Consider the following 20,900-nt stretch of genomic DNA (forward strand, 5'->3'; position numbering starts at 1 on the left):
TGCGTAGCAGTGCATGTGACAACCCGGTTCGTCCGTCGTGTGAGCGGAGTGCTCGATGAACACAGCGCAACTGGCCGAGGACAGCGTCGGTCGTGTCGAGCGAGCAGGTGTGGAGTTCCTACCTGTGGAAGCACGCGACTCGTCCCCGCGCAATCTGGCGGTAGTGTTCGTCGGCGCAGGTTTCACTCTGACGAGCGCGGTGGCGGGCTGGCTGTTCATCGGCTTCGGGCTCAATTTCTGGCAGGCAGTGTCAGCAGGCGCTGTGGGATTGGTGATCGGAACTGCGGTGGTGGTACCGACCGCTTTGATCGGACCGCGAACCGGGACCAACATGACAGTCGCCAGCAGCGCTGACTTCGGAATTCGTGGCAGGTTCATCGGGTCGGTGCTCTCGTTGTTGATCGCATTGCTCTTCGCCGCCTTGACGGTGTGGACGAGCGGGGACGCTCTGGTCGCCGCGTCCTCCCGGCTCCTCGGCACACCCGACACCGGTGTCGCGCATGCCGCGAGCTACGCCGTCGTAGCGGCGGGAATGGCCGTGGTGGCGTTGTACGGCCACGCGACGATCGTGGCGGTACAGAAGCTGGTCGCGCCCGTGGTGGGGGCGGTCATGGTCGTCGGCTTCTTCGTGTTCTCCAGCACCTTCGACGCGACGTCGTCGACCGGACAGTACGCCTTGGGTGATCTGTGGCCATCATGGATCCTTGCAGTCGTCTTCACTGCTGCGGCTCCCATCTCCTACGCACCCACGATCAGTGATTACACGCGGCGTATCTCCCCGGCCCGCTACAAGGATCGGTCGATCGTCGGGGCGTTGGCGATCGGCCTGCTGGCCGGTGGTCTCATTCCCATCGTCTTCGGCGCCTACACCGCCTCAGCGACAGTGGGGTCGACCAGCAGCGGCTACGTCAGCGGTCTGGTGATGAGTGCACCGAGCTGGTACGTGGCCGGCATCGTGCTCATGGCCCTACTCGGTGGTGTGGGACAGGGCGTGCTGTGCATCTACGCCAGTGGACTCGATATCGAGGGACTACTACCGAGATTGAAGCGCGTGCACACGACAGCGATCACCGCCGCACTGGCCGTGGCGTTGCTGTATCTCGGTGTGTTCGTGTTCGACGCTGCCGACTCGGTCTCGACCATGTCGGTCGTCCTCAACACCATGGTCACGCCGTGGGCCGTCATCATGATCATCGGGTTGGTGCGCCGTCGGCACACAGGCTACGACACCGACGATCTCCAGGTCTTCGCCGCTGCACGCACGGGCGGCATCTACTGGTACTCGGGCGGCTGGAACGTGGACGCAGTGCTGGCGTGGGTCATCGGCTCCGCCTTCGGTGTGTTGACCGTGACCACTCCGACCTATGTGGGACCTCTCGCTGGTATCGCCGGCGGAATCGATCTGAGCACCCTCGGCTCGGGCTGCGTCGCGGGGCTCTGCCTGATCGCGCTGTCAGCCAGGGTGCGCCGACGGAGCGACCGTGTGGGGGAATCGAAGCCCGAGCTCCGCATCGACGAAGGTGGTAGCCATCTCGAGCAGAGTGGTGGTGTCGGCCGCCTGCGTCAACCGCTGAGTTGAGAGTCCATCGACGACGACGATCAGTTTGAATGCACTCGAGGCAGGGTCTGCGAGCCGGAACACACCTGCTCGCAGACCCTCCTCGAGCACGTCGGTCAGAGCTCCCACCCACAAAGCATTCTGACGGTCCAGCTCAGCGAGCAGCGACGCATTGTCTCTTCCGAGACGCCACACATCCATCCAGATGGCGGCACTCCCTGCGCCGGGGGTTCCGAGAACTCGGAGGAACCGGGCGATCTTGGCGACTGGAGAGTCGGCGGCCGCCATTGCCGCCGCCAAGTGCTCCAACTCTGCTTCGCTGTAGCTGCGAAATGTGGCAGTGACCAGCTGATCCAGTGACGAAAAATAGTGACTCGACAGACTCGGTGTGATCCCGAGCTCGTCCGCGACGCGTCGCAGCGTCACAGCACCCAGGCCATCTGCTTTGGCTACTCGCACGGCACATTGCAGAATCTCCGCGCGTCGAGCCCCGGGATCCTTGCGTCGCCTGCCGGCGAGAGAGGTGGGTCGGGACACGGTCAGCTTTCTACACTCTCTCGATGGTCCGAGCGATTCGACGACGTACCCAATCTACCGGGCCGTCGACTCGGTACCGGAGGTGCCGTCGACGACATCACGAACCGGGCTGTCACCCAGGTCTCGCTCGGTGGCACCGAGCCACTGGTGTCGGATTCGGGTACTCCGATCAGCGACCGCGACTCGCGGCAAGTGGACGGTACGGATCAGTTTCTTGTTCACGAATTCGTCGATTCCGTACCTCCCCAGTTCGCGGCCGAATCCGGATCTCGTCACTCCAGCGAACCCGGCCGACCGCTCGCTCGAACACGGAGAGCCGATGGGGAGGGCGTCGCGAAGCGCGACCTGGCGGTCAGCCGGTTCGTCGAACTGACGGCCGCCGCTCCCGGACGCCTCGTCGACATCTACGGTCGTGAGGGGGTCGTCCGCCCGAGTGCGGACCCCGACCTCGTTGTCCTCGATCCCGACCGCACGTACCTCGCGCCGAGTGAGAATCTGCACTCGTCCGGCAAGGTCAGCAATGGAGACGGCTGAGAGGTGCACGACGGGGAGTGGGTCGGTCGGGACAGCATTCGGAAGCTTCGTGCCGGGCAGTACTCCTGAACTCTGACCACGCGCACCACGAGAGGCGAGATGACATGAAAGCATTGGTATTCCGCGAGTATGGCGGTCCCGAAGTCCTGAAGATCGAGGAGCTCCCGGATCCGGTTCCTGGATTCGGTGACGTCGTGGTCGACCTGAAGGCGACCGCGCTCAACCACGTCGACATCGATGTGCGCGAGGGCGTCTCGCGCTTCGACTTCGCGATGCCGCACACCTTGGGCCTGGAGGGCGCCGGCATCATCTCCCTGGTCGGTGACGGTGTGGACCCGGCTCGGATCGGCGAGCGCGTAGCCGTCTCGTACATCCGCACGTGCGGCCACTGCGAGTGGTGTCTGCGAGGGATGGAGAACATCTGCGTCGATCGCAAGCTGCTCGGCGAGCACGTACCGGGCACGTACGCGCAGAAGATTCTGACACCTGCCGACCATTGCCTGACACTTCCCGACACCGTCGACTTCGGTGAGGCGGCTGCCGCGCTCAGTGCATTCGGCACCGCCTGGCACGCGCTCATGATCCGCGCCGAGGTGAAGCTGGGAGAGACCGTGCTGATCCATTCGATCGGGGGCGGTGTGGCATCGGCTGCACTCCAGATCTGCAAGGCCGCCGGGGCGACCGTGATCGGAACGGCCAGCCGAGACGACAAGTTGGCTCAGGCGACCGCTGACGGTGCCGATCACGTCGTCAACTACTCGACGACCGATGTGCGCACCGCCGTCGACGAGATCACCGGAGGCCGAGGAGTGGAGCTGGTCTTCGACGCCGTGGGAGGGACAGCCTTCACCGAGTCGATGTTCATGCTGCGACCGTACGGTCGTCTGGTGTCGATCGGTGCTCACGCGGGGGAGATCGTCGAGTTCGACATCATCGAGTTCTTCCGCCGCCAGATCTCGTACATCTCCTCGCATACCCAGACACGCGACGAGATGCGTACCGTGCTCGACCTCGTCGGCAAGGGGGTGCTGCGCCCGCGTATCAATTCGCGCTACCCCTTGGATCGCGCCGGGGAGGCTCACGAGGAGTTGGCTTCTCGCACCACCTACGGGAAGATCATCCTCGACATCGATTGAGCAGAACGCTGGTGGACGCGGACGGCATCACCACGGCCTGGCGGGTGACGGATCGTCGATGGCGTGGAAGCGACCGAGCCTGGAACGGACAAACTCACGCCGCGACCTCGACGCACGATCAGGCGTCTCCCGATGAGGAAGTCGGGTCTGCGTGGTGATCACTCACCGGGCAGGTTGCCCTGTCGGCGTTCTATGTAGCCACGCGGCAGTGCGTTGTCACGGGCGGACCCGATGACGCATCCGATCAGGATGAGCGCCAGCATCGTGATCACGCCGAGGACTGGTCCGGGAAGCGGCAGGGTGATCCCCGACAGGCGAGGTACGACGATGAACAGCGCGATCGCCACGAGGCCGAGAGCGCCGCACACGCGCAAGGCAGCTTGGCCTGGCGTCGTCCTGCGCGGCCCGCTGAACTGAGCGGCATACGCCTCGGCGGGACCGAACTCTGCTTCCGGGGCGCTGTGTGTGGCGCTCACCGCGTCGTCGACTGTGTGCAGAACCTCGACGACGGCGACTTCGGTGCAGCCGCGTCGGCGCAGGTGATGGGCGAGATCGTTGTGGTAGCTCATGCTTGGTCCTCCCGGCCCGAAGGGGTGTCCAGTGCGTCGAGGACCGCGGTGAGGGTTTCGTTGAAGTCCGACCACTGGTGCTGAAGATCTCGATGGTGTCTCTTGCCCGTCTCGGTGATGGTCAAGACCTTTCGCGCGGGCCCGATATCGGGTGTCTGCCAGCGACTGGTGATGCAGCCCGCGTCCTGCAACTTGCTCAGCTGTGGGTAGACGGTCGCTCCGCGTGCGTCGATGCCGACAGCCCGCAGTCGTTCGACCAGTCCGTAGCCATGCGCAGGGCTTTCGATGAGAAAGCGAAGCAACAACAGGGGAAGTGCTGGACGAGTCCAGTCCCCGTAGTCGCTGGTGTCTGCCATCAGCAGATCATAATCGAAACTAATCTGAAATGAAACTAGTGCTACGTCCGAATATCGGTCTTGTTTCGTCCCGTGGCGCCCCCGGCGTGGTCACGGCGGCGTGAGGACCGAGTCCACTGCATGCTGGAGAATGGCGGTCGCTCGGTGCAGCGTGGCGGGATCGGTGGGCATCGCCCGGTCCCAGAACAGGCCGTCGAGAACTGTGTTGAGGAAGGCGGCGTTCAGCGACTGATCACCCTGTGGCGCTGCACCTTCGGCGACGAGAATGTCGAGCCACTGCTCGACTCTCCGTTGCGCTTCCTCGGCGAAGGACGCGTAGGCGGCTCGGATGTCTGCGGTGGGTTCGGGTACTGCGAACGCCTCGACGGTGCTGATCAACGCGCGCCGCGCCTGCGCACCGACGGCAGGCACCAGGACCTGCTCGAGGCAGCGCACGAGGCGATCCCGAGCCGGTATCGATCGGTCGTGGATGACGTCGGCGTCCGGTGTCACCACGTCGTAGATCGTGGCGAGTACGGCCTCCCGCAGTGCGCGCTGGGTGGGGAAGTGATGACGGAGAGAACCCATGCTCACTCCGGCGCGCGCGGCGACCGATCGCACGCTGAGTGTCGACGCCGGGTCCTCACCGATCATCTCGCAGGCAGCGATGAGTATCCGCGCCCGCGTGTCCGGGCCGGGTTCCTCCGGTGTCGGCATCGCGTCCCCTCTGTTCCTCTGCGCTCGTTCCTGCTCTGAGCAGGACCGATCAGTCGACCAGCACAATGTGCTAGCACGGTGTGCTAGCGTCGTCGCCATCGTTCGCGACAGTACAGCGTGCTAGTGGCACGGCCGGCGGAAGAGGAGCGAATCATGTTCGATCGAGTCAGGCGCCGCCGCGCGGCTCGTCGGGTGCGACCCGGCGACGGGCGAGCACTGCAGCCGTTCCGATGGTGGCAGTTGCTGGGACGTGCGCTGTTTCATCTCCCACCGTCGGGCCCCCATGAGCCGGAATGGTCCGTCGACATCCGACACTGGCAGGACCAGGCCTCCGGCTCTGTCACGGCCGATCTGTACAGAGACGGTCTGTGCGAGGCGCGCTCGGCACTGCCCGCAGCGTTCCCCGTCGGGGACGGCCGCATCGAGGTCGCGATGAGTGGTTTCGGGGTCAAGCGGTGCCATCTCGTCTCCGCTGACGGAAGCGAGCGGCAGCTGAGCCCCGACCCCCGCTCGGCCGAAGGGCGCCGGGCCCGATTCGACAGGCGGCACCCCGCGGCGAGTTCGGTCATCGGCGTCGTCTCGATCGCCCTCGTCCTGAGCGGAGTCCTGTCGCTCGCGGTGTATCTCGTCGAGACGGTGTCTCGAATTCCGCCGATCGCCGAGTCGGTCGGTGTCATCGCCGCACCGATCGATCTGCCGACGTGGTCGACGGTCGCCTCCACCGTCGGTGCCGCCGTGGGCAGCACGGAACGCGCTCTGCGACTGCGTTATCACTGGCTCGACGCCGCCGGCAACTGATCGGCCGTCGTCCACCCCTGCTACCGAATGGACATCCCGTGAACCGACACCACACACGTACCGCTGCGGCGGCCGCGATCTGCCTCGTTCTCGTCGGCTGCTCGACGACCTCGACCACGTCGAAGCCCGATACCGAAGTGCAGCAACCCCATTCCATGCCCGACTTGAACTGGTCCGCATGTCCCGACGGCGTCGGTGGCCCAGCCGAGGAACCGTCGCGCCTGCAGTGCGCGTCGGTGCCCGTGCCGGTGGACTACGACGACCCCGACGGTGAACAGATCGACCTCGAGATCTCCCGGCTGCCCTCTCAGAAGCCGGAGGAACGGCGAGGTGTGCTGTTGCTCAACCCGGGCGGCCCCGGCGGTACGGGGCTCGACCAACCGACGTTCCTGGTGAATCAGGGCATGCCGCAGTCCGTGCTGGACAGTTACGACCTCATCGGTATGGACACCCGCGGGGTGGGCCATTCCAGTCCCATCAGCTGCGGCTTCACCGACGACCTGCACTACTACGGCGCAGTCCCGCCGTACGCGTACGACCAGGCTGCCTTCGACGAGCAGGTTCGCACTGCGAGAGAGGTCGCGCGTCGGTGCGCCGAAGAGGACGACGGCCTGCTGCGCCACGTGAGCACCGCGAACATGGCGCGGGACCTCGACCGCGTGCGAGCTGCTCTCGGTGAGGACACCGCGAGCTTCCTCGGATACTCCTACGGCTCGGCACTGGGCGCGGCCTATGCGTCGATGTTCCCCGAGAGCACCGATCGAATCGTGTTGGACAGCAACATCGGTGACACCCATCTCGATCGAGCCGGGATGAGGCGCTATTCCCGAGGGATGGAGGACACCTTCCCGGATCTCGCCCGGTGGATCGCAGACCGTCACGATCGATACGGCCTCGGTGCGACCGAGGACGAGGTACGGGCGACGTACTTCGACATCGCCTCCAGGCTCGATGCCACGCCCGTGAACGGGGTCGACGGTCGCTCGTTCCGTCTCGCCACCTTCGTCACGCTGTACAACCCGGCGACGTACGAGACTGCGGCCGATGCATGGGTCTCGTACCGGGACGGTCTCGCGGCGGGTCAGGGTGGGGACCTGCCGCAGGCGGCTCCGGTGCCGTCGGCCGGCGACAACTCGTGGTCCGTCTTCCTGGCCGTCACCTGCAACGACGTCGAGTGGCCGCACGACGTGACGACCTACGAGACGGCCGTCGCTGCCGACAGGGTCGACTACCCGCTCTTCGGCGCAGCGGCGGCGAACATCATGCCGTGCGCGTTCTGGGCCCATGCGCCGGCCGAGCCCCCGGTCGCGATCGACACCGACGGACCGACGAACATCCTCATCGCGCAGCATCGAAGTGATCCGGTCACGCCCTTGCGTGGGGGTGAACTGCTCGACGAGCGCTTCGGCGACCGCTCCCGGCTGCTCACCGTCGACGGCAGTGGACACGGTGTCTTCGCACTCGGAACCAACCCCTGCGCGCAAGAGGTGGTCGCCGAGTATCTCGTCGACGGCGCCCTGCCCGAGAAGGACGCCCGGTGTCCTCGAGCGACGCAGTGAGCACCGGTCGACGCCGTGACATCTGTCATGACCGGCCGATGACAGTGTCACCGTATCCGGTGCACGCAGGCACTGGCAGCGGTCGGTCCTGTCGACGACTCTGGTTGTCGATGAACACCATTCGACCGGATCGACCGACGCGCGAGGAGGGCGACATGACGAACCAGCCGCACGACAGCACGCAGGACGCACCCACCACCGATGCCGGCGCGAGGGTGGTGGACAGTCTGGGCGGCACCAGCGGCATGATCCGCACCGCGATACCGGTGGTCGTGTTCGTCGTCGCCAACGCGGTCTGGACGCTGCCGGTCGCGATCGGCGCCGCGGTGATCGTCGCACTGGGACTGACCATCCATCGCGTCCGAGGTGGTGAGTCGATCGCCGCGGCGAGCGGCGGTCTCGTTGGCGTTCTCGCCGCCGGCGCCGTCGCGGCGATGAGTGGTAGTGCGAGCGGCTACTTCCTCCTCGGCATCTGGACCAGCCTGGTGGCCGGCGTCGTGGTACTCGCGTCGGTGGTGATCCGCAGGCCGGTGACCGGCCTGCTGTGGAACGCGCTGCACGGCAATCGATACGCGTGGCGACGGAACTCCTCGGTGCGCCGTGCCCACGACATCGCCACTCTCACTTTCGCGGTGCTCTTCGGTGCCCGGTACCTCGTACAGGACTGGCTGTACGACACCGACGCCACCGGCTGGCTCGCCGTCGCGAAGATCGCGATGGGTGCGCCGTTGTTCGCGGTCGCGGTGCTGGTCACCGTCTGGGCGTTCCGTCGTTCGACCACCCACTTCGTCCGCTGACAGACACCACTGACACACAGCTCTGCCCGCCCCATCAGAGGAAAGGACCTCCCATGACCACTGCACCCGATCTGATCGCGATCGACGACCTCTTCGGCCCGCCCGCTGAGGTCGGTGCCCGAATCTCTCCGGAAGGCAACCGAATCGCCTTCCTCGCACCGTGGAGGAACAGGCTCAACGTCTGGGTGCAGGACATCGCCCCGGATCTCTCCGCGGTGGGTGATGCCCGATGCGTGAGCGCTGACGAGACCCGCAGCGTCATGAACTTCCAGTGGACCGACGACCCCCGGTGGCTGCTGTACCTGCAGGACAGCGGAGGCGACGAGAACCACCACGTGTTCCGGGTCGATCTCGACGATCCCCGCAGTCCCGCCGTCGATCTCACACCGTTCCCCGGCGCTCGCGCGATCGAACTCCTGCCCGTGCACGGGAGTGCAGGCAGCTACACGGTGATGCTCAACGCGCGGAACCCTGCCGAGTTCGACCTCCACAGGATCGACATCGCGACGGGTGAGATCACCATGATCGGACGCAGCGCCGGGACGGACCGGTTGCTCATGCTCGCGAAGGGCGACACGGTCGTCGAGCAGGAGATGACCGACGACGGCAACCTGGTCCTGTCGCGGGTCGCTCCGTCGGGAACACGGAACCCCATCGTGTCGATCGACGCGACGGACTACCCGGTCGGGATCACCCCGACCCAGATGACCCCGGACGGAGGAGGTTTGTGGATGGGGTCGACCCGCGGGCGCGATCTGACTCACCTCGTGCGCGTAGACCTCCGCACCGGCGAGGAGACCGTCGTCGACTCGCACCCGACGTTGGAACTCGACGCGGTTCGCCGTGCCGTCGAACAGACATCGTCGCCCTTGATCTGCGACGCCGAGACCGGTGACCTGCTCGGGGTGCGATACCTGGGTGAGCGCCAGGAGATACGAGTGCTCGACCCGCGCTTCGAAGAGATCCTGGCCGCACTCGAACAGCTCTCGGACGGCGATGTCGGCGAACTGTCCTCGGACCGGAGCGGCCTGCGCTGGACCGTCAGCTTCGTCCACGATCGGGATCCGGCCGTCACCTTCGTCTACGACCACACCACGGGGGCGAGCCGCCAGTTGTTCCGTCCGTATCCACATCTCGAGCCGACCGCGATGGCACCGATGGAGCCGGTGACCATCGAGGCGCGCGACGGGCGTGCGCTGCCGTCTTTCCTGACATTGCCTCTCGGCGTCGACCCGACCGCGCTGCCGTTGGTGCTGTTCGTGCACGGCGGCCCCTGGTATCGCGACTCGTGGGGTTTCGATCCGGCGGTGCAGATGCTCGCCAACCGTGGGTACGCGGTGCTGCAGGTCAACTTCCGAGGTTCCACCGGCTACGGAAAGGCTCACACCAACGCTGCGGTGGGGGAATTCGCGGGCGCGATGCACGACGATCTGGTCGACGCGGTGGACTGGGCCGTACAGCAGGGCTACGCCGATCGTGAGCGCGTCGCGATCATGGGCGGCTCGTACGGCGGGTACGCCGCACTGGTCGGGGCGACCTTCACCCCTGACGTGTTCACCGCGGCGGTCGATCTGGTCGGCATCTCGGACCTCGCCAACTTCATGAGGACACAACCGTCCTTCCTTCGGGCGAGTCTGGTCAACAACTGGTACCGATTCGTCGGCGACCCGAGCGATCCGGCGCAGGAAGCGGACATGCTCGCGCGGTCCCCGATCTCACGGCTGGACGCGTCCACGGCGCCCCTGCTCATCGCGCAGGGAGCCAACGATCCTCGTGTCACCAGGGCCGAGTCCGACAACGTCGTTGCCACCCTCCGCTCGTGTGGGGTCGACGTCGACTACCTCGTCTTCGACGACGAAGGACACGGGTTCGTCAACCCCGAGAACACCATCGCGTTCTACCGTGAGGTCGAGCGGTTCCTCGCTGAGCACCTGGGTGGGCGCGAGCATTCCGCGAGTTCCTCCGCCGTCCAGGCACCGAATGGGTCGCTGTCGTGAGCCGCAGGACGGCAGGAGTCACCGTGGCAGTCACTGCGCTGGTGCTCGCGGGGTGTGCTCAACCGCGGACCGAGCCGGATCTGAGCAGATTTCACGACCAGGACGTGGCCTTCGAGAAGTGCGACGGGTACGCGGTGACGTCGGCCGATGCCACTGCGTTCGCCGCCGACCCGACCTTCGAGTGCGCTCGCGTGACCGTGCCGTTGGACTACGACGATCCCACCGGTCGGACGGCGCAGATCGCCCTGCTGAAGGCGCCCGCGCGGGGTGAGCGAATCGGGTCACTGCTGCTGAATCCGGGTGGGCCCGGTGGGCCGGGAATGAGCATGGCCGCCGCGGGAGCGAAGACCTTGGCGGACAGTCGGGTGACCGAGCACTTCGACCTGATCGGTGTCGATCCGCGCGGGGTCGGTGCGTCGACACCGGCGATCGACTGCTTCACCGATGACGAGAACGATGCCGGCGAGGCGTACACCACGGTGCTGACCGGATCGAGAACGCTGACGGCGGACGACTCACGCCGCCTGGTCGAACGCTGCTCCGAGCGCTCGGGCGGCGACGACGTCCTCTCGGCCGTCGGAACGCGGGATGCCGCACGCGACATGGACATCCTTCGAGAGGTGCTCGGCGACGAGAAGCTGACGTACCTCGGTCAGAGCTACGGAACGCGGCTGGGTGCGGTGTACGCCGAGATGTTCCCCCAGAACGTGCGCGCCATGGTCCTGGACGGCGCCATCGACCCCGCGCAGAGCACGGCCGACCGCAGAGTCGATCAGTTCACCGGCTTCCAGCGCTCGTTCGACGAGATGGCCGCGTCCTGTGCGGCCTCTCCGGACTGTCCACTCGGCCCCGATCCGAGCATGGCGGTCGAGAGGTTCCAGGACATCGTCAGGCCTCTCGTCGAGGATCCCATCATCACCGAGAGCGGTCGGCGCCTCGACTTCGACGCTGCATACGGAGCGGTGGTCGCGGGACTCTACGACTCGGCGGTGTGGCCCGCCATCATCCGAGGAATCGCCGAAGTCACTGCGGGTCAAAGCGACACGTTGTTGAAGATCCTCGACGTGTTCGGCGGCCGCGACGCGGACGGCACCTACCCCAACTTCAGCGAAGCGCTCTACGCCGTCAACTGCATGGACGAGGACCGCAACACACCGGAGGAGGAAGTCGAGCTCAAACGGAGAATTCAGGAGATCGCGCCGTTCACGGACGCGGGACTCGGTCCGGAGGGTGCTCGTGATCCGTGCGAGTTCTGGCCGGCGCAGCCGACTCTCGGAATCCCCTACGCGCAGGATGTCGAGGGCGTTCCCGACACTCTGACGATCTCGATCACCGGTGATCCGTCCACGCCCTACGAAGGAGGTGTGAACCTCGCGGACACTCTGGGTGGAACGCTGCTCCCCGTGGACGGCGAGCAGCACACCATCGCGATCTCCGGTGCGAATGCCTGTGTGAACGACATCGTGGCCGACTATCTGGTCGAGCTGACCACACCTCCGGAAGGGGCTCGTTGCTCCCTCTGAGCGTTCGCTCATGCGGTGCGTGCGAGGTGAAGTCGCAAGCGCAGCACGGCGTCTCGTACCCGGGTCTTGACGGTGGCATGAGGCACGCCGAGTAGTTCGGCCGCCTCGCGGCAGGACAGGCCCTGGAAGTAGACCAGGTCGACAGCGCTCCTCTGCAGACTGGTCAGTTCGATCAGCGCCTTCGTCAGCAGATCGTTGTCGGCGTTCGTCCACACCGCTTCCCAGACGCCGTCGTGATCGCGGTCGAAGTGCGATGCGGTGTATGTCGTGTCCCGCCTCGCCGACGCCGTGTCGGAGCGCGAACGGTCGATCGCTCGTCGGCGCGCGAGAGTCGCCAACCAGGCATGTGGTGTTCCTCGGTCGGAGTCGAACGTTCCGGCCGAGGTCCACACCTGAAAATACGTCTCCTGAGCCGTGTCCTCGGCGCGCGCACGGTCTCCGAGAACTCGCAACGCTGCTGCGAACACCACGGGTCGAGTGGCCTGCATCAGTTCGACCATCGCCCCGTCGTCCCCGGCGGCGATCAGGCCGAGCAGGACACCGCATCGGTTGCGGAGGTCTCGATCCAGCGCAGCGACGTCCGACCGCGTCGGCATCGCACGCGCAGGAACGGACGTGGTCATGGGCCGATTCTGCACCACGAAAGGGGCAAACCCACCATTCTCACGATCACGATCCCGCATTGTCTCGTCGCCCGGTCTGCTTCGTGGCCTCCACGCGACGGCGATCCCGCTGACGGTCGATTCTCGGTGTGCGGGGGGTGTTCGACCGCTCGAATTCGATCGATCGCGTCGGTCCGAATCGGTAGCGATCCGACTCACGGGTGGTCGGCAGGCCGGGGCAGTGTCCCGTGTCGGATCAATTGGTCGTAGATTCCCTCGAACATCGTCGCCATGTCCTGCACCTGAGGGGGCGTGAGCGCGTCGAAGAAGACGGACCGCACGAAGTCGATGTGGTGCGGTGACACGTCGGCCAGGGTGTCGTTCCCCCTGTCGGACAGCGCAACTCGGGTCACTCGACGGTCGTCGGGGTCGGTCGCCAGGTTCACGAGTCCCCGTGTGCTCAGGCTGCGGAGCTGATGCGAGACCCTGCTGCGCTCGGAGCCGATGCGGGTGGCGAGGTCGGACACCGAGAGCGTGCGCCCGGGATCGCTGACCAGCGCCACCAGGACGTCGTAGTCGGCAAGGGAGATGCCGTGATCCCCACGCAGACGGTGATCCATTTCGTAGCGCAGCCGCAGGTGCACCTTCATGTACGCGTACCAGGCGCGTATCTCCTCCTCGCCGAGGAAGGCGTAGGGGGACTCTGACGCCACGTCGTACTCGGTCATCGTCCTGTTGTACCCGGCGGTCGACCTGAGCGTGAACACCGACCTCAGGTGAGGATGACGGTGTACACCTGCGCCAGGAGGCCGTCGCGAACGATGCCCACATCGGCTCCGCGGACGACGGGATCGGAACCTTCGGGTCCGAGTGCCCACGCCAGGTAGGCGGCGTCCTGCATGCGGTGGACGCTGCCGTCCGCGGTGAAGACGAATCCCGGTGCGTCGTCGAGGATCGCCTGCACCTTGGCATCGAGTGCGTCGTGGCCCTGCACCCGAGCCTCGGCATCGGAGAAGACGACGTCCTCCGTGTACGTCCGTGCGATGGCGGCCCGCCTCGCCCGGGGGTCCCGTTCACCGAACACCTCCAGGAGGTTGGCGTGCATCAGCTGCTCGATCGGATCTGCCATCTCGGGGCTCCCGTTCCAATGAGTGAAGGTTCACCCAAGTTAGGCGCGGCCGGTCCCCACGTCAACCGCGTCGCGAGAGTGGGCGCCACAATGGAGCGGCTGAATGGGTAATCTACGGGGGATTTACCATTCATGCCCGGGTCGACTCTCCGGTGATGGATCCTGACCATGGAGATCGGGAGTGTGGTGTGACCTGCCGGGTCACCCTCTCGGTAAGAGCTGAGTCGGGCGATGAACTATGCGGAGATGTCCACCGTGCTGTTGCAGGAACGGTACGAGCGGCTGGTGACCGACCGCCGTTCCGCCATTGCCCGTGACGCACCACCGGACGACGTGGTGTCCGTCTCCAACGAGTGCACCCGGGTGCGCCGTGAGTTGGACCGTCGCGCCGGTCGATCCGTCGCGGGCTGACGTCGGCGGCGCATCCCCGGGAACGCGCCAGGTGTAGCCCGAACTCTCCACGGCCATCGCCCGCGATGGAGCCTGAGCCGAGCAGGGTGCCCGTGTCGGCGGGCGCTCGGATCGTTTCGTCACCGGTCTTCTCGCGCACAGGATGCGACACGGATTCTGTGTGTGCCGCTGCGCTGTTCGACGGTGACCGGTCATTGATATCGAGCCCCGGTGAACTCGAACGGCAGGTGAGTCGACGTCGGTGTGAACAACGCGGATACGACGTGGATCAGTCCACGGCGCCGTGCGTTCCGGCGGTCGTCAGCCGAATTCGGGTGTCGGTCCGAAGTGGGGGAGTCTCGTCGACAGTGGTTGCCGAGCCGTCGACTGTTCCGGGCGGCCGTGCGCGATGAGTCCGAGTTCGGCGATGTGTGAGTCGAAAGCGTCGCGACCGACCCGGGTCAGCTCGACCCACGTCACCAGTCGCGAGTCGCCGCGGGAGAGTGACGTCGTCTTCTTCGTCGACACGTAGCCCTCGTCCGACAGAGCTCGGAGATGTTTGGACAGAGACGCATCGCTGATCTCGAGGGTGTCGCGGATGATGGCGAAATCGATCTCGTCGACTCGGCGTAGAAGCCCGCAGATGCGCAGCCGGACCGGTGCGTGAATGACGGCATCGAATCGTGGTTCGGGGCCCCGATCCTCGGTCACGACCGTGATCCGGAGTGCGGTCGGCCGGACGGGCGTCGGAGGTCTGCGTGCAGATGGCGTCGGTACTCGCGGTCGAACAGGCGGCCGCCGAGCAGCACGAGCGCGAAACACAGCGCCTGTGGCACGAGGACCCACCACGCGGACAGAGATGCCACCAGACCGTAGGAGACGCTCAACGATCCGAGCACGGTCACCAGCAGCCCACCGAGTACACACCACCCGACCACACCCACTCCTGATGGGCGTACCCCCGTCAGACGGGGATAGAGCACCGTCGTCATGACCGCGGCCGCGACGAGAACGGACGTCGACACCGTGCGCGCGTGGCCGTCGGGCAGGGAGGGTGTGCCGACGTACAGGGCGGTCAGTGCCGCGAAGGTCGGATAGAACCATGCCGGCGCCGCGAGACGGTCGGCGAGAACGACTCGGTCGGCATGGATCTCACTCAGCAGGGCACGAGCATCGTCTGGCGACTGATGGCTTTCCATGACGGAAACACTAACACTTTCCATGCCGGAAAGTGTTACGTTCGACGGGCCATGCAGTCCACTCGAGGAGGGTCATGAAGAAGCGCCCGATCAGCACTCGCGCAGTCGCCGTCACCGGCGCTCTGACGGCAGTCGTCACGGTGGGTGGCACCGTGAACGCCGGTGCGCAACCGATGTACTTCTCACCGGAGCAGCGCATCCACACCCTCGCGGAGGTTCCCCAGTGTCTTGGGGGAACGGTCGATGTCAGAGTGACCAGCGGCTATACCCCTGACGAGATTCACGCGGACTTCACCACCCATCTGTACAGCCCCGCGTGGGTGGGGCTGGCCGACTACGAGTGCTACGTGACCATGTATGCGGACTGGCACAATCACGACACCGGCGCTCGCGGCGCCGCCGAACATCGAGTGGCGAGCTGGCGTTTCCAGGGGCCCAACGTGACCAACCCCTACCTCGACATCGACACGGGTGCAGGCCCCGTCACCGTCACCTTCAGGACGAACACCCCGCACACGCCGAGCCCCACCTTCGAGGTGCCGGCCCGATGACGGCGATGCGGACATTCGTCGTTCCGATCGCTGCACTGTGTGCGTCGGCTCTGGTGGGGTGTTCCGGCGGAGATTCCGCGACGGACACGCCGGCTGCGGGGACCTCGGTGGCAACGTCGACTGTGGGAACCGCGGCGCCCACGTCGACGGTGGAGCCGACCACCACGACACCAGCGGTGGAGTCGACGACGGTGCCTCCACCCGACGCAGGGGGGTCGGATGAGCCCACGGCCGCCCCGCCGCGGCGAACCCCGGAGGAGGTGTCCGACCTGTTTCCCTGGAATCAGCCGCGTCCGAGCCCCGAGTCCGGAACGGTGGACCCGGCCCTGTTCCAGACCGCCCCTGGCCTGACGAACTTCACGACGCCCAGCGGAAACGTGCAGTGCGGGATCTGGGCCGGTGGCTCACCCGCGGGCCAGGTCGGATGCCAAGCGGAGACGAGTGTCCAGCCGGCCGACGGCCCGGTCTGCACGAACGCGCCGAACGACAAGTACGCGGTCCGCGTCGACGATGCCGGCTCACACCACCTGTGCACCACGCAGGGCATCTACACGAGCCCGGCACCTCGAGTGCTCGAGTACGGCGAGGTTCTCTCGACGTCGGGAGTGGTGTGCACGTCCGACGTCGACTTCGGCGTGACCTGCTGGGGCACCGCCGGTGCGTTCATGTTCGCCCGCGAGTGGAACGAGACCTTCTGACCCCGTCAGGGAACGAGGTTGCCGATCTTGGCGGAGATGGTCGAGGTGAGAACCTTCGCGACGACGAGAGCCAGGCCGGGAACCGGCGCGTCGAATCCGATGGTGTAGTCCAGTGCGGTGCCGCCGTCGGCAGTCGGGGTGAGGCGCTGGGTGCCCCAGTGTCCGCGCAGCGGTGAGCCCTTGGTGATCTTGTACTCGATGAGAGTGTTCGGCTCGGAGACGACTGTCGTCTCGTGGAAGGCGGGCAGCGGGCCGAGCTTCAAGGCGCGGGTGGAGCCGACACCGTTGCGAGAGCTGTCTCCGTCACGAACACGCGTGATCTTCGCTCCGAACAGGGGGCCGAGGTTCTCGTGCTCCGACAGGGCTGCGAACACGACATCCGGTGCGGACGTGAACGTGTGGGTGACGTGGACGCGCGTGGGTGCTGCCATCAGAGGGACTCCTGTTCGATGCGGGACCCGATCATGTCAGCACCGGTGCCGCTGTTCCGAGCCGGGAGGCGCCGACGATCTCGTAGGGTGACGCGGTGTCCTCGAACGAGATGCCTGCGGGTCCCTCCTGGCCGACGCTCTCTTCCCACACGTCGTGGCTCGACGGCGAATCCGCTCGGTTGCTCGACTTCGGCCGCGCTCTCCAGCACCCGTCGGGAGGCGCTGCCTGGCTCGACGACACGGGGGAGCCGGACCTGACACGACCGGTGTTCACGTGGATCACCGCGCGCATGGTGCACGTGCAGTACCTCGGTGCGCTGCTCGGGCATCCGGGCTCTCGCCGCAGAGCCGACCGACTGTTCGACGGACTCCTGACGGTGCTGCGCGACGGCCGTCACGGCGGCTGGGTCGAGTCGACCGACGACGCCACCAAGTCGGCCTACACGCACGCCTTCGTCGTACTCGCGGCATCGACGGCCACCGCGGTGGGTCACCCTCGTGGACCTGCACTGCTCACCGAGGCACTCGCCGTCGTCGATGCCCGGTTCTGGGACGACCGCAGTGGCATGTGCGTGGACACCTGGAATGCCGACTGGTCGGAGCTGGACGACTATCGCGGAATCAACGCGAACATGCACATGGTGGAGGCGATGCTCGCGGCAGTGGACGCCGGCGCCCCGACAGTGTGGCGCGAGCGGGCCGCTCGCATCTGCGACAGCGTCATCGAGTGGTCCGAGGCCAACGACTGGCGCGTTCCCGAACACTTCTCCACCGACTGGGAACCACTGCTGGAGTACAACTCCGACAATCCGGCGGATCAGTTCACGCCCTACGGTGCGACGGTCGGTCACGGTTTCGAGTGGTCGCGCCTCATGCTGCAGGTCTCCCTCGTGGCCACCAGCGCGCGCGGCCACGACCATGTGGACGTCGCTCGATCGCTGTATCGGCGCGCCGCTGCCGACGGGTGGCAGGCAGGGTCGACGCCCGGTTTCGTCTACACGACCGACTGGACCGGCCGGCCCGTCGTGACCCAGCGATTGCACTGGGTGCTGTGCGAAGCGATCGCCGCCGCCGCGACGCTGCTGCGGTGGACCGGAGAAGCGCGGTACGAGAACGACTATCGCGCGTGGTGGGACCACGCGGCCGACTGCTACATCGACCGAGCGCACGGATCGTGGCACCACGAACTCGACGAGCACAACGCCGTGGCGACGAGTGTGTGGGGCGGGAAGCCCGACATCTACCATGCAGCCCAAGCGGTCTGGATCAGTCGGTATCCCACGGGATCAAGCCTCGCGGCGGTGCTCGGTGATTCACAGGCGTCAGTCGGCGACTCCACCTAACTGCCCCACCGCCTCGTCGAGGGTGAGGACGTCCGCGTACTTCGCACGCAGGTCGAGCAGGTTCGACTCGTGCATCCCCGCCTCCCGATCACCGCATGCGTCCGCGACCACGAGTGGCCGGAATCCGTGTTGCAGAGCGTCGGTGGCGCTGGCGCGGATGCAGCCACTGGTGGTCAGGCCGCAGATGTAGAGGGTGTCGACACCGCGTGCGGTGAGGGTCGCGGCGAGCGACGTGCCGAAGAAGGCACTCGCGTACTGCTTCGTCACCACCGTCTCGCCCGCGGTGGGCCGCGGCGCCGACGGGAAGTCGCCGAGCTCCGAGCCCTCCTCGAACACGTTCAGCGCCGGAATCTTCCGCATGAACAGCCCGCCGTCGGCCCCGCCGGCCTGATAGCTGACGCGGGTGAAGACGACCGGTACCTCGGCCTCGCGGGCTGCCGCGACAAGAGTCGCGGCAGCAGCGACGGCGTCCTCCACCGGAGCGCGCAGTGGCGACCCGTCGACGAGGTACGCCTGCACGACGTCGACTACCAGTACCGCCGCGCTGCGCCCCGGCCCGAGGTCGCCGGCGAAACCCGACTCGCGATACGACCCGAGCGTGTCCGTCACGCGCGCACCGCCTTCCGTACATTGACGGGCGGACGCGGTGCCGGCAGGCCGGTCTCCTCCTCGCACCGTTCGAGGATGACCTCCAGTGATGGACCCTTGTCGAACACCTCGATCTCGCCCCGCTCGGCTGCCATGCTCTCGCGTCGGCCCGCGGATGCCTCGGAGTCGACGACACCGTCCGCGTCGCAGACGACGCCGTAGCCGGTCAGGGCGCCGTCGGCGCTGACGAGGCCGCGGCGCACCTCGAGTGCCACCAGCTCGGGATCGCGTGTCAGCGGGTCGCCCCAGCCGCCGCCACCCCACGTCACGAAGTGCAGCACATCGCCACGGGACACCTCGACGTCGTGGATCTTGCTGGGAAGGATCTCCGTCTCACCCGACGCGCGGATCAGCCACTTGCGCCCGCGTGCACCGGGTTTGCCACCGTTCACACCCCACGGATAGGTGAGCCAGCGATCGTCGTGGATCGCGATGGTGCCCGGCTCCTCGAAGTAGTAGGCCACGTCGACGCCGTTACCGCCGCGATGCAGACCGGCGCCGCCGGTGTCCGTGACCGTCTCCCACCGCTCGATGCGCAGCGGATAGTACGACTCCAGATATTCGCACGGGATGTTGACGAACGACGGCCACAGCGAATGACCGTCCGGACCGTCACCCATCGGGCGGCCGGGGATACCACCGAAACCGATGGAGTACAGCTGGAACCACTCACCGTCCCGCGGTCCGCCGTCGTAGTGGCCCGAGTACATGAAGTGGGGTGACGACGAGAACCCGGCGGCATTGAGGATGTCGGGGTTGTTCTTTCCCAGGAGCCCACCGAAGAGGTCGAACACCCGCCCAATGCCGTGGTTGCGGCCGTTGAGCGCCGCGGGATAGCGCGGTTTCCAGAACGAGTCCTCGGGAATGGTGACGTCGATCAACGGGTAGAAGCCGTCGTTCCAGAGGATCTGCGGATCCGCCACGGTGATGACGTAGATCCCGAAGAACATCCGGACGAGGTTCTCGTTGATGAAGTAGTTGATCGGACCGACCGCCTGCGGTGCGGCCTTGCTGAAGTCGAGGTGGATCTTCTCGCCGTGCCGAGTCAGTGTGATCGCGAGTTCGTAGGGCCCGTAACCACATCCGTCGTCGCAGATGAAGTCGTTGAACTCGATGGTCTCGCCGTCGACGAAGAGCATCGCGAGCAGCACCTTCATCGCCTGGTAGTTGCGGTCCAGCAGTGCGTCGAGGGCGGACAGGTAGACGTCGACACCGAACCTGTCGCACAACTCGACGATGCGCCTGGAGGCCGTCGAACACGCGGCGACGAGGCCGTTGAGATCGGCTCGGTTCCAGTCCGGCTTGCGGACCTGGTTGAGGATGATGTCGAGCGCGGTCTCGTTGAGCTGGCCCTCGCTGTACAGCTTGAAGGGCGGGATGATGACGCCCTCCTCGAAGATGGTGTGCGCGTCGGTGGGCATCGACGACGGGGTCTTTCCGCCGACGTCGGACATGTGGCCGAACATCGACGACCATCCGACGACGCGGCCGCTGTGGAAGATCGGCAGCACGATGAGCCAGTCGTTGGCGTGGCTGATGGCGGCACCGCACGCGTACGGATCGGAGGTGAGGAGGATGTCGCCCTCACCGACGGTGCCGTTGAAATTGTCGAGGAAGTCGGGCACGGACAGACCGAACTGCCCGACGACCATCTTCCCGCTCGGGTCTGCGATGAGCGGGAACTCGTCGTGCTGCTCGCGGATTCCGGGCGAGAGTGCGGTACGGAAGAGCACCTCGTCCATCTCGTATCGCGCGTTGCGGAGCGCGTTCTCGATGATGTCGAGCGTGATCGGATCCACGGGAACCGTGGTGAAGGGCGTGGTCGAGGTCTCGATGATCGTGGCCATCA

At 66.2% G+C, this 20,900-nt stretch carries 22 protein-coding genes and 1 pseudogene; 11 read left to right on the forward strand and 12 right to left on the reverse strand.

Annotation, left to right across the window (positions count from 1 at the left end; translation table 11 throughout):
* Nucleotides 1–55: 55 nt before the first annotated feature.
* Nucleotides 56–1,579, forward strand: a complete 1,524-nt coding sequence (locus JOE30_RS21210) for a cytosine permease (RefSeq protein WP_239532492.1) — start codon at nucleotides 56–58, stop codon at nucleotides 1,577–1,579.
* Here JOE30_RS21210 and JOE30_RS21785 read toward each other — a convergent pair.
* Nucleotides 1,562–2,095, reverse strand: a pseudogene (locus JOE30_RS21785) (TetR/AcrR family transcriptional regulator); the annotation flags it as partial. The gene JOE30_RS21210 and the pseudogene JOE30_RS21785 sit on opposite strands and share 18 nt — an antisense overlap.
* A gap of 638 nt (nucleotides 2,096–2,733) precedes the next feature.
* Between JOE30_RS21785 and JOE30_RS05415 the strand changes: the two are divergent.
* On the forward strand, nucleotides 2,734–3,765 hold the full coding sequence (locus JOE30_RS05415; protein WP_204869687.1) for a zinc-binding dehydrogenase: 1,032 nt from the start codon (nucleotides 2,734–2,736) through the stop codon (nucleotides 3,763–3,765).
* A 158-nt stretch (nucleotides 3,766–3,923) separates the two neighbouring features.
* On the opposite strand, the gene JOE30_RS05420 is transcribed toward JOE30_RS05415, so the two are convergent.
* From JOE30_RS05420 to JOE30_RS05430, 3 genes are all read right to left on the reverse strand, one after another.
* Complete coding sequence (locus JOE30_RS05420) at nucleotides 3,924–4,334, reverse strand: hypothetical protein (RefSeq protein ID WP_204869688.1); 411 nt, start codon at nucleotides 4,332–4,334, stop codon at nucleotides 3,924–3,926.
* Nucleotides 4,331–4,690, reverse strand: coding sequence for a PadR family transcriptional regulator (locus JOE30_RS05425; RefSeq protein ID WP_204869689.1), 360 nt, complete (start codon nucleotides 4,688–4,690; stop codon nucleotides 4,331–4,333). The genes JOE30_RS05420 and JOE30_RS05425 overlap by 4 nt, the downstream gene beginning before the upstream one ends.
* Nucleotides 4,691–4,780: 90 nt before the next feature.
* Nucleotides 4,781–5,386 (reverse strand): TetR/AcrR family transcriptional regulator, encoded by a 606-nt coding sequence (locus tag JOE30_RS05430; protein ID WP_204869690.1) that lies wholly within the window; start codon nucleotides 5,384–5,386, stop codon nucleotides 4,781–4,783.
* Nucleotides 5,387–5,539: 153 nt separating this feature from the next.
* Here JOE30_RS05430 and JOE30_RS05435 point away from each other — a divergent pair, with 153 nt between their 5' ends.
* From JOE30_RS05435 to JOE30_RS05455, 5 genes are all read left to right on the forward strand, one after another.
* A complete protein-coding gene (locus JOE30_RS05435; RefSeq protein ID WP_239532493.1) occupies nucleotides 5,540–6,184 on the forward strand; it encodes a hypothetical protein in 645 nt (214 codons plus the stop codon).
* Between the two features lie 38 nt (nucleotides 6,185–6,222).
* Nucleotides 6,223–7,743, forward strand: a complete 1,521-nt coding sequence (locus tag JOE30_RS05440; RefSeq protein ID WP_307806075.1) for an alpha/beta hydrolase — start codon at nucleotides 6,223–6,225, stop codon at nucleotides 7,741–7,743.
* Nucleotides 7,744–7,898: 155 nt separating this feature from the next.
* Entirely contained in the window at nucleotides 7,899–8,540 is a 642-nt protein-coding gene (locus JOE30_RS05445) for a DUF3159 domain-containing protein (RefSeq protein WP_239532494.1), read from the forward strand.
* Between the two features lie 53 nt (nucleotides 8,541–8,593).
* Nucleotides 8,594–10,537, forward strand: a complete 1,944-nt coding sequence (locus JOE30_RS05450; protein ID WP_204869692.1) for a S9 family peptidase — start codon at nucleotides 8,594–8,596, stop codon at nucleotides 10,535–10,537.
* A gap of 23 nt (nucleotides 10,538–10,560) precedes the next feature.
* Nucleotides 10,561–12,060, forward strand: a complete 1,500-nt coding sequence (locus JOE30_RS05455; protein WP_307806076.1) for an alpha/beta fold hydrolase — start codon at nucleotides 10,561–10,563, stop codon at nucleotides 12,058–12,060.
* 8 nt (nucleotides 12,061–12,068) lie between these two features.
* Here JOE30_RS05455 and JOE30_RS05460 read toward each other — a convergent pair whose 3' ends face one another.
* The 3 genes from JOE30_RS05460 to JOE30_RS05470 form a co-directional block, all read right to left on the reverse strand.
* Nucleotides 12,069–12,683, reverse strand: a complete 615-nt coding sequence (locus JOE30_RS05460; protein ID WP_204869694.1) for a sigma-70 family RNA polymerase sigma factor — start codon at nucleotides 12,681–12,683, stop codon at nucleotides 12,069–12,071.
* 194 nt (nucleotides 12,684–12,877) lie between these two features.
* Nucleotides 12,878–13,390, reverse strand: coding sequence for a MarR family winged helix-turn-helix transcriptional regulator (locus JOE30_RS05465; protein ID WP_204869695.1), 513 nt, complete (start codon nucleotides 13,388–13,390; stop codon nucleotides 12,878–12,880).
* Between the two features lie 44 nt (nucleotides 13,391–13,434).
* Nucleotides 13,435–13,791, reverse strand: a complete 357-nt coding sequence (locus JOE30_RS05470; protein ID WP_204869696.1) for a nuclear transport factor 2 family protein — start codon at nucleotides 13,789–13,791, stop codon at nucleotides 13,435–13,437.
* Nucleotides 13,792–14,037: 246 nt separating this feature from the next.
* Between JOE30_RS05470 and JOE30_RS05475 the strand changes: the two genes are divergently transcribed.
* The gene (locus JOE30_RS05475) at nucleotides 14,038–14,202 is read left to right on the forward strand and encodes a hypothetical protein (RefSeq protein ID WP_204869697.1); all 165 of its coding nucleotides are present in this window, start codon (nucleotides 14,038–14,040) and stop codon (nucleotides 14,200–14,202) included.
* Between the two features lie 300 nt (nucleotides 14,203–14,502).
* On the opposite strand, the gene JOE30_RS21215 is transcribed toward JOE30_RS05475, so the two are convergent.
* Both JOE30_RS21215 and JOE30_RS21220 read right to left on the reverse strand, forming a co-directional pair.
* Nucleotides 14,503–14,892, reverse strand: a complete 390-nt coding sequence (locus JOE30_RS21215) for a transcriptional regulator (protein WP_222650631.1) — start codon at nucleotides 14,890–14,892, stop codon at nucleotides 14,503–14,505.
* Nucleotides 14,889–15,380 carry a poly-gamma-glutamate biosynthesis protein PgsC/CapC gene (locus JOE30_RS21220; protein WP_239532495.1) on the reverse strand — a complete coding sequence of 164 codons (492 nt, stop codon included), beginning with the start codon at nucleotides 15,378–15,380 and terminating at the stop codon, nucleotides 14,889–14,891. The genes JOE30_RS21215 and JOE30_RS21220 overlap by 4 nt, the downstream gene beginning before the upstream one ends.
* Before the next feature lie 74 nt (nucleotides 15,381–15,454).
* On the opposite strand from JOE30_RS21220, the gene JOE30_RS05485 reads away from it, so the two are divergent.
* Both JOE30_RS05485 and JOE30_RS05490 read left to right on the forward strand, forming a co-directional pair.
* Nucleotides 15,455–15,931, forward strand: coding sequence for a hypothetical protein (locus JOE30_RS05485; RefSeq protein WP_204869699.1), 477 nt, complete (start codon nucleotides 15,455–15,457; stop codon nucleotides 15,929–15,931).
* A 107-nt stretch (nucleotides 15,932–16,038) separates the two neighbouring features.
* Nucleotides 16,039–16,629: a hypothetical protein gene (locus JOE30_RS05490; RefSeq protein WP_245217936.1), complete on the forward strand. Its 591-nt coding sequence runs from the start codon at nucleotides 16,039–16,041 to the stop codon at nucleotides 16,627–16,629.
* A gap of 5 nt (nucleotides 16,630–16,634) precedes the next feature.
* Here JOE30_RS05490 and JOE30_RS05495 read toward each other — a convergent pair whose 3' ends face one another.
* Entirely contained in the window at nucleotides 16,635–17,060 is a 426-nt protein-coding gene (locus tag JOE30_RS05495; protein WP_204869700.1) for an SRPBCC family protein, read from the reverse strand.
* Nucleotides 17,061–17,155: 95 nt separating this feature from the next.
* Here JOE30_RS05495 and JOE30_RS05500 point away from each other — a divergent pair, with 95 nt between their 5' ends.
* Nucleotides 17,156–18,403 (forward strand): AGE family epimerase/isomerase, encoded by a 1,248-nt coding sequence (locus JOE30_RS05500; protein WP_204869701.1) that lies wholly within the window; start codon nucleotides 17,156–17,158, stop codon nucleotides 18,401–18,403.
* On the opposite strand, the gene JOE30_RS05505 is transcribed toward JOE30_RS05500, so the two are convergent.
* Nucleotides 18,383–19,012, reverse strand: coding sequence for an isochorismatase family protein (locus JOE30_RS05505; RefSeq protein WP_204869702.1), 630 nt, complete (start codon nucleotides 19,010–19,012; stop codon nucleotides 18,383–18,385). The genes JOE30_RS05500 and JOE30_RS05505 overlap by 21 nt on opposite strands.
* Nucleotides 19,009–20,898 carry a hydantoinase B/oxoprolinase family protein gene (locus tag JOE30_RS05510; protein ID WP_204869703.1) on the reverse strand — a complete coding sequence of 630 codons (1,890 nt, stop codon included), beginning with the start codon at nucleotides 20,896–20,898 and terminating at the stop codon, nucleotides 19,009–19,011. The genes JOE30_RS05505 and JOE30_RS05510 overlap by 4 nt, the downstream gene beginning before the upstream one ends.
* Nucleotides 20,899–20,900 lie beyond the last annotated feature (2 nt).

This window comes from Rhodococcus sp. PvP016, assembly GCF_017832185.1.
In the GTDB taxonomy this organism is placed as follows: Bacteria; Actinomycetota; Actinomycetes; order Mycobacteriales; family Mycobacteriaceae; genus Rhodococcoides.